14 protein-coding genes are annotated in these 15095 nt (G+C 36.6%); 1 reads left to right on the top strand and 13 read right to left on the bottom strand.

Features of this window, described 5'->3' with window-relative positions; genetic code table 11:
* Positions 1-978, top strand: a complete 978-nt coding sequence (locus AN214_RS06805) for a hypothetical protein (RefSeq protein ID WP_054979028.1) — start codon at positions 1-3, stop codon at positions 976-978.
* On the opposite strand, the gene AN214_RS06800 is transcribed toward AN214_RS06805, so the two are convergent.
* The 13 genes from AN214_RS06800 to AN214_RS06740 all read right to left on the bottom strand — a co-directional run bounded on the left by AN214_RS06800 (position 970) and on the right by AN214_RS06740 (position 14907).
* Positions 970-1917, bottom strand: a complete 948-nt coding sequence (locus tag AN214_RS06800) for a hypothetical protein (RefSeq protein ID WP_054979027.1) — start codon at positions 1915-1917, stop codon at positions 970-972. The two genes, AN214_RS06805 and AN214_RS06800, sit on opposite strands and share 9 nt — an antisense overlap.
* Entirely contained in the window at positions 1917-2843 is a 927-nt protein-coding gene (locus AN214_RS06795; RefSeq protein WP_054979026.1) for a hypothetical protein, read from the bottom strand. Before AN214_RS06795 ends, AN214_RS06800 begins: the two co-directional genes overlap by 1 nt.
* Positions 2844-3031: 188 nt before the next feature.
* The gene (locus AN214_RS06790) at positions 3032-3973 is read right to left on the bottom strand and encodes a sulfotransferase family 2 domain-containing protein (protein ID WP_054979025.1); all 942 of its coding nucleotides are present in this window, start codon (positions 3971-3973) and stop codon (positions 3032-3034) included.
* Positions 3974-4046: 73 nt separating this feature from the next.
* Positions 4047-5006, bottom strand: coding sequence for a sulfotransferase family protein (locus AN214_RS06785; RefSeq protein ID WP_152960732.1), 960 nt, complete (start codon positions 5004-5006; stop codon positions 4047-4049).
* Positions 5007-5019: 13 nt separating this feature from the next.
* Positions 5020-5967, bottom strand: coding sequence for a sulfotransferase family protein (locus tag AN214_RS06780; RefSeq protein ID WP_054979023.1), 948 nt, complete (start codon positions 5965-5967; stop codon positions 5020-5022).
* Positions 5967-8447, bottom strand: a complete 2481-nt coding sequence (locus AN214_RS06775; RefSeq protein WP_054979022.1) for a glycosyltransferase — start codon at positions 8445-8447, stop codon at positions 5967-5969. Before AN214_RS06775 ends, AN214_RS06780 begins: the two co-directional genes overlap by 1 nt.
* An 87-nt stretch (positions 8448-8534) precedes the next feature.
* Positions 8535-9623, bottom strand: coding sequence for a dTDP-glucose 4,6-dehydratase (rfbB, locus tag AN214_RS06770; RefSeq protein WP_054979021.1), 1089 nt, complete (start codon positions 9621-9623; stop codon positions 8535-8537).
* Positions 9623-10480, bottom strand: coding sequence for a dTDP-4-dehydrorhamnose reductase (gene rfbD / locus AN214_RS06765; RefSeq protein ID WP_054979020.1), 858 nt, complete (start codon positions 10478-10480; stop codon positions 9623-9625). The genes rfbB and rfbD overlap by 1 nt, the downstream gene beginning before the upstream one ends.
* A 10-nt stretch (positions 10481-10490) precedes the next feature.
* Positions 10491-11030, bottom strand: coding sequence for a dTDP-4-dehydrorhamnose 3,5-epimerase (rfbC, locus tag AN214_RS06760; RefSeq protein ID WP_054979019.1), 540 nt, complete (start codon positions 11028-11030; stop codon positions 10491-10493).
* A 33-nt stretch (positions 11031-11063) separates the two neighbouring features.
* Positions 11064-11945 carry a glucose-1-phosphate thymidylyltransferase RfbA gene (gene rfbA / locus AN214_RS06755; RefSeq protein WP_054979018.1) on the bottom strand — a complete coding sequence of 294 codons (882 nt, stop codon included), beginning with the start codon at positions 11943-11945 and terminating at the stop codon, positions 11064-11066.
* Positions 11935-12672 carry an ABC transporter ATP-binding protein gene (locus AN214_RS06750; RefSeq protein ID WP_200911115.1) on the bottom strand — a complete coding sequence of 246 codons (738 nt, stop codon included), beginning with the start codon at positions 12670-12672 and terminating at the stop codon, positions 11935-11937. The genes rfbA and AN214_RS06750 overlap by 11 nt, the downstream gene beginning before the upstream one ends.
* Positions 12636-13409 carry an ABC transporter permease gene (locus AN214_RS06745; RefSeq protein WP_152960731.1) on the bottom strand — a complete coding sequence of 258 codons (774 nt, stop codon included), beginning with the start codon at positions 13407-13409 and terminating at the stop codon, positions 12636-12638. Before AN214_RS06745 ends, AN214_RS06750 begins: the two co-directional genes overlap by 37 nt.
* A gap of 97 nt (positions 13410-13506) precedes the next feature.
* Entirely contained in the window at positions 13507-14907 is a 1401-nt protein-coding gene (locus AN214_RS06740) for a mannose-1-phosphate guanylyltransferase/mannose-6-phosphate isomerase (protein ID WP_054979015.1), read from the bottom strand.
* Between the last annotated feature and the right edge of the window lie 188 nt (positions 14908-15095).

Here is a 15095-nt window from a genome sequence, read left to right as displayed (position 1 = left end):
ATGAAAGAATACGGTGGATACTTTTCGCTCGAAACAGTCTCGGATACGTGTGTATCCGAATTACCACCTGCAATAGATTTCAATACAGCTAGAAATGCATTATCAGCATTAATCAAAAAAAATAAATATAAGAGTATATATTACCCCAGGTTAATGTGCGGCAATGTAAAAAAAACCATTCAGCAACGCTTCTCTAGCCTGCAGTTTAAAGAGTATTCAGTCAACGAGTTACTTGAACCTGAGCTTGTCATTACAGGCTCTAATATCTCGCCACTATATTATGTGAATTATTGTGCCATCAAAGATTCATTTGCTAAAAACCTGCCTGAACATAGCATAATTGACAATGCACAAGCTTTCTACACAAAACCAAATAATAAAAATGCAAACATATATAGTTGTAGAAAATTCTTTGGCGTGCCGGATGGCGCCCTCTTAACTTGCCCAACCCCCCTATCTCAGAAATTGATTTCATATAGGAATATACATACCAGGCATCTTACTTTACGACACTATAAAAATGCGAACGCAGGCTACTCAGACTATTTAAAATCAGAAGCTCTGCTGGAAAAGAGTGTTCCGGCAGGTATGTCAAAATTTACAAAGCAAATAATGGAACATATTGACCATAAGGAAGTTATTACCAAAAGAGCGCGTAATTATAATATTCTTGAGTCTGTTCTGGGCGAAAGTAATCAGCTCCAATTTCTACTTAAGCAGCGTGAATCTAGAACAATACCATTCTGCTATCCTTACCTGCCGAAGCAAGCAACAAAAGAAGTTAAAAACCTATTAATTAAAAATCAGATATATTTGCCTACTTATTGGTCAAACGTAATTGACGATACAAATGCCAATAGCTGGGAAAAGCTCTACGCCAGTAAAACCTTATTCTTGCCTATTGACCAAAGGTATAGTGAATCTGATATGCATCATTTATTAAGCAAATTAAACAAGCATTGTGCTTTTTCATATTAGTGATTTAATTTGCTTACAAATCAACTGGCGTTCTTGCAAAGTATACTTTCTACCGCCAAAATCTGTTGTTTCTTTGGACAAATATTTTTTAGAAAACTTCTTATTCACACCATCATATAATAGTCGAATATAACTTGCGGTATCTGAATCAAAAACTAGTGCTGGAAGCTCCTTATCTGATGCTTGTTGCTCCATAATTTTACGATAAAGGTTTGGGCGCCCTGGAATATCTAACTTATTAAGAGATTTTAATAAAAATAAAGTTTCATATCCTATTGATACATTTTCGGGCGTCAGTTGAAAATCTAATGAAGTAAATGCTTCTTCATCTACCCCAGCGGCAATCAAAAGTTTTAATATAGAGTCATTTTCCTTTGCATCATATTTACATGCAACAATGCTGCCCTCACCAAAAGCCTCTTCCCATTTATTAGCCAAAGAAAGAAAATCATACCACCCTAAATTATGCGTATACTCAAAAAACTCTTTAAAAGAACGCTGCTCATTCTTTAACTTTACTAATTGGTTATAGACAGATTCTGATAGTTCATCTTGACTACGAACAAAGAGGATAATTTTTACATCCAAGTCTTCAATATCATTTAAAAAGTGTGCAACTTCAAAAGGACATGCGAGCTCAAAATTTTCTGAGCTAATTAACACCTTTTCTGAGGTTGATTCAATTAACTCTTGCTTCACATCATGCTTAACCTGCTCTAGATTGCCGAAGGTCATTTCATAATAAGGTTTATCTTTAATAAAACTTTTAGCAAAATTTTGATGACCTGAACCTCGACCTAAATCATCTGCATATAGATAATCAAGACCCAACTGAAGAAGCGCCTCCCTATTTTTTGATAGAAACGCTTGTTGTGAAGTCGTGCCCGTTTTACCCACGCCAATGTGTAAATATAGAGTTTTTCTCTTTAAAGAACTCATTAGCCTCCACTCCGAAAAGGATAAGTTCCGTTGGTTACACGCTCGACGTGCTCTTGAAAAACCTTATTCGAACCAGCTAAATCTAAGTCTAAAAATTTATAAAAGCTCTGCTCTGTAGAAAATATTTCTTGCCTATCGAATTCGCTATGCCTTAGATAATGTAAGCATATTATTTTTTTCATCTCTTCTGGATAAATTTCATCTGCAACCGGATCATTTGGATAGTTATAGCGCATAGGAAGTGCAGTTGTAGTTATATTACCAAGCTCGGCAGCAAGTGGCATGGCAATTTGAGCCGACCAGTAAGAGCCTACATAACTTTGTACTTTTTCTATGATTTTACTCTCCGCTATATAAAGCGCTTTCAGAGAACTTGGCGTCCCCGCCAAAAAACCATAATTAATATAAAAAGGACATTGATTTCCATTAGGATGGTTAGTGAGTGAATACTGATATTTGCAGTCGGGAGTCTTTTGGACAACGTTTTCAAACAAGTATTGCCATTCATCAACTTTATTTATTTCTGTCAAATCTGCTGGAAAATGATAATGAGCTATCACTCCAAACAGGGAGTCAGCTTCACTAGTATATTTCCTTAAATCTTCCAAAGGATTTAAAAAAATCGTATCAGCATCACAAATCACACAGAGGTCGGCATCAGGGTTTAGGTGCTCAAAACGAGCATAATGTTGTGCACTGTAATCAATATTAGTCGCGCCAACTTCATGAGCCCAAACAACATCAATTCTTTCAAAAAATGGTTTCCACCTGTTTGAGATAGTCTCTTCAGTATGATCACCAAAAAAGGCAACAACCCTAGCTTGCTGGTAATCGCCACCAAGAAAATCCAAACAAATTCTAAAAAACGCAATTTGAGAGCAAAAAGCGTCATTCGGGGTGCCACAGATCAGGAATTCAAGCTTCATTTTTTACTTCAATCAAAAACATAAATATATTTTCATAATACAACATTATCCCACAAACCTTACACGACTATCCGGCTTCGTCTTGAAGAGTTTAGCGGCATGTTTAATTGAAGGTAAAAATCAACATCCCACTAAATTAGTGAGCTCAGTTATTCTAAAGGTGCTTATAACAATTAGTTATTAATTCGTTAGCGCTTCGTAAAAAGCTTATCACTAAAGATTATTTGCTGTGTTTCCACAACTCGTATTGTTATTTCACTATCTGCAGGTAAGCACTTATTCGCTACTTTAAACCCAACGTAGCGCTCTCTCGGCAGTCTAGCTTTCGGAATTTCACTAAAGAACTCCTTTGCTTCAAATTGATGCGAAATACCACCATTAACCAATAACTCTAACTTAACAGCTTTATCCTCTTCTCCGCAAGTGAATGCACAACCTGTAATATTGCCTTTATTATTAAGTTGAGCATGACTGAATACCCACCTTTTAGGGTCTGTATTTTTGTTAAATTCACTTCTTGTTTTTAGTAACGCAAGTGCCGATTGATAAAGTTTCAGATCATCAGCGTTATTGTTAAGGATTTCATTTAATAACTCACTCCCAAGATCCTCTTTTTGCATGTTTTTTTTATCATTTACATTAGATCTCAGTGATTTAAGTTCCATATTGTAAATATCATTGAACAGTTTAAGTGAGCAGTCATACTGTTCGGTTAAACCAATAAACCCAATAAGACCAAGCGGAATACGGTACAGCATCCTTGATTGTAGGTTTACATTTTTAGGAGTAGCAATAAACTTTTCAAAAGTGCAGCTTAAATTATGGTATTTTACTTGGTGGTTATAATGTGAAATAACCTGATCAACTGGGTGCCTAAGAAACGTAATTATCCGACTGGGAGTTACAAAATTTAAGTATTTATATACCGGAAAATGCCCTGCAATACATACATTTTTAAAGCTCGATATGCGTTTATTGAAATCATAAAAATTATCTTGTTGATAAATATACTTACTGACATCCTTTGATGTTACGGGGTTTCCTTGACTATAGTCGTAGACCATTCTCATATGACTATCAAGAGCATCCCGAAAACTCGTACCCGCGGTTTTGGGAATATGAACAAACAAAAAACGTTCGCATTCATCCTGAGAAGGGCTGCGACTAAAAAAACTTATCACTATTCTTAAACTCTAATTTATTTTATTGAGCGCTTTTTTTAAGCAGCCTTTCAAGTAACTGACGTTGATGCTTAATCTCTCCTAATGCTCTATCGCCCACTTGCTTGTTCAGTAAAATAATCTCGTCATTCATTATATTTAACTGTTCAGCCAACGGCTGCGCCATAATCTGCCAATGCTTGCTAATGTGGGTAAGTTGTTCAGCTTCCTCACCAACAAATCGTTTTAAATGCAATAATTTGAATAAGCGATAAGCATCAAAACAGACACTTAAAAGCTTCTTTTGTTGTGATGTTACAAAGGAATCTAGGTTACTTGTCAACAGCTTTAAATCTAAAAATTCAGCAGCGAATTGATCTATTTCACTGTCCTGCGAGTCAAAATTAAGTTGATTACTAACGGCTTTTAAACTCGCTTGAGGTGTTTTGCAAAATTGATAGAAATCTACACAAAGAGTTTTTTTTTCTAATAGTAAATCTAAATTATCTAAGTTATGGTGTAACCATAAGAGTTGACTATGGGCGACCGATTTATTATCTCGTTTCGCCAGTGAATAACACACATCTATTGGGTTACGGCAAACAAAAATATAATTAACCTCTATTTGTACTTGCAACCTATCAAATATGTTAATCCAAAAAGGTAAAAGTCTTACCGTTCTGGGATCTTTGAAAGCATAGTTGTCGCACTTATCTACTTTGCTCTTAATTAGAGCGCATGCTTCCTGTCGCAGGGGCTCCAACTCTGCGAGTTGCAATTTATCTCGCTCTATCTTGCCTATATGTTCCCAAGTTAAACCTAATTGGGATAAAATACGATTATTGAGTGCAACGACATCATTGTCTTCCCAGTGGCCTTTAGGGTTGCCAGCATTAGCTCCCATCAGCTCATTACCAAACTCTAGCCCTGCATAATGTAAACCTGCAGAAGTTAAGCTCGTGCCACTTCGATGCATTCCGAGAATAACAAATATCTTTTTCATCGCATGCTCTTTATCAACCAAAAATATTTTGGTGTAAGTTGTTATTATAATCGGCTAACCAGTTTTTAAAGCGATCCATCATTTCGCTTGAAACCGGTAAGAATGGGATACCGCGCTGCGACATATTGACCTTTGGAAACGCATCACTAAATCCATTAAACTGATTGTAGACATGTGCGATAGCCTTCTTTTCTTTATCGTTAAACATATCAATATTTGTCTTATTATTTAACGAAACTTGAAAATACTTAATTGCTTCTGCTAGCTGAACATTGAGCTCAAACTCTTCAACTTGGCTATTGAGCGCATACTTTATTTTAAGCCCCGCGCCATCTAAAGAAATATTAGCTTTCTGTTTATTGACTTTAAGCAATGGAACATCAAGAACTTGCGTGAAAAAAGCCTCAGAAACGTCATCATAGTCCTCATACAAGAATGAGCTAACTTCACCCCCAAGGTGCGAATATGCTTCAATAACCCCTTTATAATCTAGGTTATGTGCAACGCGGGTGATAAAATTTAACGGCTGTTCAGCACTTTTGTCACTCGGGTCTCTGATCATTTGCTTAAATAGCGAGTTCAAAAATGCCACTGGCTCACGAAAGAAAACCACTACTTTAACTTTATCAAATAAAGAAAAGAGCTGTTTTAACCTGTCCTGCTCTTTTTCATTAGGAGTAAAAAATAACAACTCAGTACTAATAATAAACTTATTGTTCTTCGTTTTTTCAACTTCTTTTTTAAGTTTGGCGAACTCTTTCTTGAATGAAAAAGCAGCGCCACCATATTTAGCCTCACGTATCGCAAAAGATATTAAGTGATGTGCTCCATCATGCCACCGCAGATTATCGAGATAATGATAACCACCTCGACTAACCGAGTTCTCATTTAAAATAATCGAGCGCTGAATATGGCTCGTGCCCGTTTTAGGGGCACCTATATGTAATAATAATTCTTTCATTAATTAATTTTTTCGTTTAGTACACTGTAAAATTGCTGTTCAGAAAAAATATCTAACGAAGCATGAACCAGGTCTGAATCATCCAATAATGCAATAGTTTTATCTGCATACTCATCAATCGAGCGTGCTAAAAACCTTTCAGGGTTTTTATATAACTTTTCCATCGTATGGGCTGGACCGCCTTCATGCCAAACTACAGGAATACATCCAGAAGAAATAGCTTCAATAGGGGTAATACCAAAATGTTCAAACACTTCAGGGCGAGTTTTAACGTCTTCGTTCATGCCCGTTCCATGCCAATAGAAATGAGCACTCTTGTAATAATCAATAACTTCTTGTCGAGAAGCATTTAGAACAATTTTCACATTGTCTTTAGCATTCATTTTAAGAGCAGATAAATAGTCCCGGTCTTCTTGCGATGAGCTCAGTGCACCAACCAACAATAACTCACATTCCATGCCTAGCGCTTCTAACTTTTGCGAAAATACTTCAAATGCTTGCAATAATTCTTTTTGTTTTTTGCAATGACCACCAGCAATAAATCTTCCGACATTTAAAATACGAACTAAATTTTTTGGTTTTTCTGCCACACTTAAAATTTCAACAGGAGGGCTTACAACCGATACTGTAGGCAACTTCATACCGAATTTTTCGCCTTCTTGTAGGAAAGCATTTCTTGTAAACTCCGAATTTACAATCACCTCATCATAACCGAGCACATTCTCTAAACAATTAGCTTTATGCCAATCAGACATTGGGAATGGGAATTGACAATGATAAATATTTCGCTTAGTTCCTATTGCTTGAATCTTCGGGCTAAGTTCATTACTCATTGCAATAAATAACTCAACTCCGTTTATTGTATTGAGCTGGTTTTCATTAATTAATAAGATCTCACTAGTATCAACCCCTAGTTCATGACCAATCGTAAACAAACGCATACTTGAATAGGTATCTGGAGAACAAAAATATGTTTTATATCCAGACCTTACTGCTGACAGAGCTAGGTTTAATACATATCGTTCACCGCCACCTGGGGTTAAATTATATGGAGAGTATACAACGGCTATTTTTGCTTCTTTTCTCTCTAACTCTTCTCTTGCTGCATATTCACGGCTAAAATCTGGAACAAAAGGAGGCTCACCACCACGTAAATATTCCGACCAACGCGCAACAAATTTAAGTCTATTAGTACTAATTAAAGAGCCAAACTGAAACCCTATATTTTCATCTTTTGACGTCGCATTCTCAACATGAATAACTTGCGATTGCGGAACATACCAAATACTTAAACCAATAGATTTTATTTTAGCTGTTAGGTCTGCATCCTCAAAATATGCAGGTTCATAGCGATAATCAAAACCATTTACTCGATAAAACAAGTCCTTTCTGAGCATAAAACATGCAGCAGAAACATGACTCACTTCGTATTCCACATTGAAGGCATCTAGACTCGCATCTAACCCTTTACCAATTTGAACATTTTGCCCACAAGGGTTTAGTTCACCACCCGCCTCTTGAAGCCTGCCATCAGGGAATAAAAATTTCGGTCCTACTCCCCCTATCGAATCATCGGATTCCAGTTTTTCTATTAAATACTTATCCCAATTTTTATGTACAAAAGCATCATTGTTTAATAAGCAAATGTATTTACCATTTGCAGCCTCAACACCTATATTATTTGCTTCACCATAAAAACGATTAGAGTTATTGCGTATCACATTAACGCATGGAACTTTAATTAACTCTAACAAGTTGACATAATCATGTTCCATACTGCCGTTATCTACGACAATAATTTCTATATCTGTGTAAAACGAGTTTTTAAGAATCGTATAGACGCACTGCAAAGTCATTAATGACTTATTCCAGTTTAAAATAACAATTGAATAAACAGGCTTATCAGAGCACTTATGCTGTTCTATTGTCTGCGCAAAATTATACATATTTACGAGAGGTGGCACATCACTTTCGTCTCTGAAAAATGCATCAAGCGCTTCTGGAATAACATCTTTACTTGGTACTTTATTTTCGTATTGTCCATGGTGCAAATAATGCTCCCATCCCCACGCTCCAGGATACTTATTATTATAAAAAATGGAATTAAAGAAAATTGATACTGGAGTTTCTTCTAACGTAATATTTTGCTGTTCGATTATCCCTTTTGAAGTCCGATTTAAACCCAAAAAAGCATCATATTGCTTACTGTTTTTTATGCCTCTAGCTTCACTTTTACCATACTTTATATAATGTACGTATGGATGGACACCCGATGCCATAACATCTGGGTTATTATATAAATAATCTTCACAAGAAAATGTCGGAATAGGATCAATAAGCCAATTTTCTGCTACTAACTTTTTTGCTTTTTTTTCATTTATAGGGTACTTTTCAGTGCCCAATTGAAAATTAATAAATTCAAGATCGATGTCTTGTTTCTTTAATACTTTATGAGCTAAAGCTTGTTTTAGCCATTCCATGAAGCAACCTTTTTGATGATTTTATGCATTATTATCAGCGAGTTCGCAGCTCGCAAATTAAATTGTGTTATTAGTTCAGAGTTAAAACTATTTTATTAGTGAACGCCACCAAGAGTCATTATCTAAATACCATTCAATAGTTTTTCTGATGCCTGTTTCAAAAGACTCTTGTGGGCGATAACCTAACTCAGTAAAGCTTTTCTCTGCATCGATTGCATATCTTCTATCATGCCCAGCACGATCTGTTACATACGTAATTAACTCTTCAGATTTTGCTTGTCTCGCTAAAATTGCGAGTGGGTATTTCTCGATGAGCGTTTTATCATTTTCAAATGCCTGATCCATTAACTGACATATGAGTTTAACAATGTCGATATTATGCCATTCGTTGTGACCACCAATATTATAATTCTCTCCTACTCTTCCCTTATTAAGAACCAAGTCAATACCACGAGCATGATCTTCAACATACAGCCAATCACGAACCTGCTTACCATCGCCATATATTGGTAGAGGTTTATCATGCAATATATTGGTTACAATAAGTGGAATTAACTTTTCAGGAAAATGGTAAGGGCCATAATTGTTTGAACAATTTGACGTTGTTACTTCCAAACCATAAGTATGGTGGTATGCACGAACCAAGTGGTCACTTGCAGCTTTACTCGCTGAATACGGAGAGTTTGGTGCATAAGCCGTATCTTCAGTGAAAGCCGGATCTCTGAGCTCTAACGTGCCATACACTTCATCTGTAGAAACATGATGAAACCTATGTTCTAAGGCTTGTCTTCCCTGTTCTTTAGGGATATCTAACCAGACTTTTTTTGCAGCTTTCAACAATGAGTATGTCCCGATAATATTGGTCTCAATAAACTCATCAGGTCCAGTGATAGAACGGTCAACATGTGATTCCGCCGCAAAGTGAACAATCGTGTTGATTTCACCACTCTGTAATAACTGTTCAACTAAATCTTGATCACAAATATTGCCATGCACAAATTTAAAATTACTACTCCCTTCCAAGCTCGCTAAATTTTCTTTGTTTCCAGCATAAGTAAGTGCATCAAGCACTGTTACTTTATCATTGGGATAAGTATTCAACCAATAGTGAACGAAATTAGCCCCTATAAATCCTGCGCCACCGGTAACAAGTAAACTTTTTTGCAAACTTTCCATTATTTTTTCTCAATTAATTCGTCAATAACTGTTGATAGGTGCACTCGCCAATGTGCATTCTCTACATTTAATTCATCACTATTCTTTGTTTTATCTAATACACTATACTTTGGGCGAACTGCAGGCGTAGGGTATTGCTCTGTATTAATAGGCCTAACAGGGATATTTTTATTTAAAGCTCCTTTTTCAAAAGCTATTTCCTGAATAGCCAAGGCAAAGTCGTACCATGAAGCGATACCTAAGTCCGTCCAATGTTGAATACCACATACCCTATTTTTGGCAGCGGCCAAACACGCTTGTGCTAATACCTTTGCTGAAGTAGGTGTTCCAATTTGATCCGATATTATTCCGAGTTCATCCTTTTGCGTCATCAAATTCAACATAGTTTTAACAAAATTATTACCATGGCTAGAATAAACCCAAGATGTACGAATAATACAAGCGCTAGTGTTAATTATAGAAGACAAATAAAGCTCACCTTGAGCTTTGGAAGCGCCATAGACACCTCTTGGTTCCCTAATATCTGAAGATATATAAGGGCTACCTTTATCACCTTTAAATACATAATCTGTAGATACATGTACAAAGTGGCATCGCTTAACTTCACAATATTCAGCTAGAAATTTCACGGCCTCAGCATTAATTAAAAATGCTTGCTCTTCTTCTGTCTCTGCTTTATCAACTGCTGTATACGCAGAAGCATTGATAACAGCATCCGGAGAAAGTTTATTTAAAGTATGAAATACATCTTCTCTACTTAACAAGTTAATGTCATTTCGCCCTAAACAAATTAAATCACTATCCAGTAAATGTAACTCTTGAGCAAGCTGCCCGCTTTTGCCTATAACAACAATCATATTTATAGCCTTAAAGCGGTGAACACTCTGTTAATGTTATGCCTTGCTTATCTTTTTCTGATAGCAATGGCTCAACATCGGTTGGCCAGCTTATAGCAATGTCATTATCATTCCAAATAATCGATTCCTCTGATTGAGGGTGATAATAATCAGTGCATTTATAAACAAACTCCGCGTCGTCACTAGTTACTAGAAAGCCATGTGCAAACCCAGCAGGTACCCATAGTTGCCTTTTATTTTCAGCAGATAAAAATTCTCCAACCCATTGACCGAAAGTAGGTGAGCCTTCGCGAATATCAACTGCTACATCAAACACTTCACCAGACACAACGCGCACTAGCTTGCCTTGAGTTTGCTCACGTTGAAAATGAAGACCGCGTAATATACCTTTACGCGACTTTGAATGATTATCCTGTACAAATTGCACATCGGCTATGTTTTCGCGAAACCAGTCACCTCTGAATGTTTCTAAGAAAAAACCTCTATCATCACCAAAAACTTGAGGTTCTAAAACTTTCACATCTGGAATTTTTGTATCAATAATTTTCATATTTTCTGTCTGATTAATAGTTGGCTATTGTGTTTAAATCACATGGTCATTTAGTAGCGAAAGTAAATATTCACCATAACCACTTTTCTTTAATGGTTCAGCTATTTCTCTTAACCTATCGTGAGATATCCAGCCGTTTCTGAACGCAATTTCTTCAGGGCAATTTATTTTTAGTCCCTGACGTTTCTCCACAGTAGCTATAAATTGTGCTGCGGCCAACAAATCATCATGAGTACCTGTATCAAGCCACGCAGTTCCGCGCCCCATAATTTCAACTTTCAGCTCATTATTTTTAAGATATTGTTCAATAACATCGGTAATTTCGAGCTCACCTCGTGCTGAGGGTTTAACGCTTTTAGCGTATTCGACAACACGACTATCGAAGAAGTATAAACCAGGAACAGCATAATTTGATTTTGGCTCTCTAGGTTTTTCTTCAATAGATTTAGCTAAACCATTGTCATCAAACTCTACGACACCATATGCACGAGGGTTTGCGACATGATAACCAAAAACAGTTCCTCCTGACTCTTGCTGGGCTGCACTATTTAAAGATTTGCTTAAATCATGGCCATAAAATAAATTATCGCCGAGTACTAAAGCCGCTGCTTGTCCAGCCAAAAAATCTTCAGCAATTATAAATGCTTGTGCTAAGCCATCTGGACTTGGCTGCACTGCATACTCTAATGTAATACCAAAGTTGCTTCCATCACCCAATAAATTTTCGAATCGGTGTATCTCTTCTGGCGTAGATATAATCAAGGCTTCTTGAATACCAGCTTGCATCAGTGTCGCTAGCGGGTAATAAATCATTGGTTTATCATAAACTGGCATTAATTGCTTACTTACCACTTTAGTTAACGGGTATAGTCGAGTACCAGATCCCCCGGCGAGAATAATTCCTTTACGCTGCATTGTTACAATCACTCCTATATTTAGTTAACACCTGTGACGTTTCACCGTATGCCATTAAATTACCACCTTCAAGCCATACACATCTATTGCATAGCCTCTGTATTTGATTTTCATTATGTGAGACAAATACTACTGTTTGCTTCCCAGCAAGCTTATCAAGCATCGCTTTTTCAGCTTTTTGCTTAAAGCTTTGATCTCCGACACTTAAAACTTCGTCGATTAGCAATAGATCAACATTAAGTACCAAACCAGCAGAAAACCCCAAGCGAGAGCGCATTCCCGCAGAATAGGATTTTACGGGTTGCTCAAAAAACACCCCTAACTCGGAAAATTCTTTAATATGCTCCACTTTCTGTTTTGCTACCTTTTTTGACAACCCGTTAAGCATGCAACTAATTAACGCATTATCGCGCCCTGTTAATTGATTATTAAACCCGAGTCCCAATGAAAGAAGCGCTTTACTTAAGCCCGGTTTACAACTTATTTGTCCAATGTCTAGCGCAAAAATACCCGCAAGCACTTTTAATAAAGTTGACTTACCGGAACCATTTTTGCCTAAAACACCAAAAACATCTCCCTCATAAATTTCCAGTGAAATATTATTGAGCGCAGTATGTTTAAACTCTTTAAACAAGCCTACGCGGCTCGTATATTCTATGGAAGCATTTGTTAATTCGACAACTGGTTGACTCACAAAAATAGCTTCCTTGTTAAAGAGTTCTGGCACGCTTTAAGCAAGAATAAACCGATGAGTAGACTAGCGCCAGCCCAAATTAATGGGGGTACTAATCTATTAATTGATACGACCTCATTTGATAACAATATTTGACGATAGCTATCGATTAATGCCGCTAGAGGGTTATAGGTAAACAACACCTGTTGAACTTGTTGATCATCAATCATGTTGATATCCCAAAAGATACCCGACGTGAACATTAACCCCATCATTGCCATTTGAATGATAACTCTGAAGTCTTGAGCATATGTAACAAAAACTGATGCAATCAATGAAATGCCGCAAATAAAGCCGTACATTGTTAGTGTCAATGGCACTAGTTGCAGCCAAGTAATTGAAACTGAGTAACCAAAACAAAGTACAATTGCGATTAGTGTCAGAAGTGAGATTACTTGTTTTAAAAGTAACTCTTGGCAATTAACTAATGGGAATACATACTTTGGAATAACTCTTTGGCTAATTAACCCCTTATTCTCAATAATGCTATTCGCACCAGCAATTACACTTTTAGAGAACCATAAAAAGTGGACTTTACCTATTAAGATAAAAATGAAGAAGTTTTCACTTTTTTGAAACATCATCAAATTAAAAATAAAATAAAATAAAATTCCATAGATTAGTGGCTCTATCACCCACCATAAATAGCTCAATACCATAACATTGGATTGCGCTTTTAATTTCATTACCGATTGGGTATGAATTAACGATATTGCCTGTAAGAAGTGCAAGTTATATCCCGTGATTTAATGGCTCTGGATCAAAAAAACGTTAGTCAATCTGTTGTTTTATAGTCAATAATTCTATTTAACCAATAACCCGATGCTACTAACTTCTTCCATACTCATCTTTAAAGCGGACAATGTCATCTTCCCCTAAATAACTACCACTTTGCACTTCAATTAGTTCTAGTTGAACCTTTCCTGGATTAGTTAATCTATGTGTTGCACCTAGAGGAATGTAAATTGATTGATTCTCACATAAAAGCGTCTCTTTATCATTAATTTCAACGATTGCTGTACCACTTACTACAATCCAATGCTCTGCTCTATGATGGTGCATTTGTTTCGAAAGAGATGCGCCTGGTTTAACCGTGATGCGTTTGACTTGGTAGCGATTACCATTATCAATCGAATCATACTTACCCCAAGGTCTATGAACTTCTCTATGCAATAGGTGCTCTGTTCTTCCTGTTGCTTCCAAATGAGAGACAACAGCTTTAACATCTTGCACTCGATCTCTTTTCGTCACTAAAACAGAATCTTTAGTACCTACAACAACAATATCTTCAACACCAATTGTTGCAACGAATTGATTTTCAGATTGAACCAAACAGTTTTTCGAATCTATGTACTTTATATCACCAAGTCCAACGTTACCATTTTCATCCTTGTCTAAAACTTCCCATAGTGCAGAAAAAGAACCTACATCGCTCCAACCAACATTGATTGGTAGTACCACACCGTTAGAAGTTTTTTCCATAATTGCATAGTCAATAGAATCGCTTGGGCTTTTTGCAAAATCATCAGTTTTCACTCTGATAAAATCCAAATCACTATCTGCATTATCTAATGAAGCATTAACAGCATCGAACATATCTGAGTTATGCTCTTTTAATTCATTGAGAAAAGAAGATGCTTTGAATACAAACATACCGCTATTCCAGAAATAATCCCCACTGTCCACATAAGAGGCCGCAGTTTCAAAGTCAGGCTTTTCTACAAACCGTTTTATAGCACTAACGCCTTCTTTTTCGGTTGCTTGTATGTATCCAAATCCTGTTTCTGCTTTATTTGGTACCACACCAAAAGTAACTAAGGACCCTTTTTCTGCTTCAGACACCGCAAGCTCGACGGCTTTTTGAAAAGCATCTTCATCGGAAATAACATGATCTGCAGCAAGCACAACCAAAATCGCATCATCATTCATTTTTTGCGCTTGAAAAGCTGCAAGTGCAATCGCAGGAGCTGTATTTCTAGCTACAGGCTCTAAAATCAAAGCACTTGGCTTTTTCCCTATTCCTGACAACTGCTCTGCAAGAATGAAACGGTGAGACTCGTTACACACAGCAATAGGGTTATTAAACCCTTTTAATCTTAAAGCTGTCTCTTGCAACATTGTGTAATTGCTCGTTAGCTTTAAAAACTGTTTAGGGTAATGCTTGCGTGAAATTGGCCAAAGACGCGTGCCTGAACCACCTGATAATATTACTGGATAAACTCTACTCATTTTTTTAATTTAAACTTCCATTTTGTCCATATAATACAGGTTCAGCGAGCGAATTAAAACTTTAGATAAAAACAAATGATATTTGCTTGGACACGAAACAAAAAAGCCGACTATTTTATGAAAAATAGTCGGCTTCTTATTTAACTAGCCCTAAAATCGAGTGCCATACTCCGAGCTCGTCACTATAT

It is taken from the genome of Pseudoalteromonas sp. P1-9, from assembly GCF_001399975.1.
GTDB lineage: Bacteria > Pseudomonadota > Gammaproteobacteria > Enterobacterales > Alteromonadaceae > Pseudoalteromonas.
Note: the sequence above shows the minus strand (reverse complement) of the source record. Positions and strands in the feature narration are given on the sequence as shown.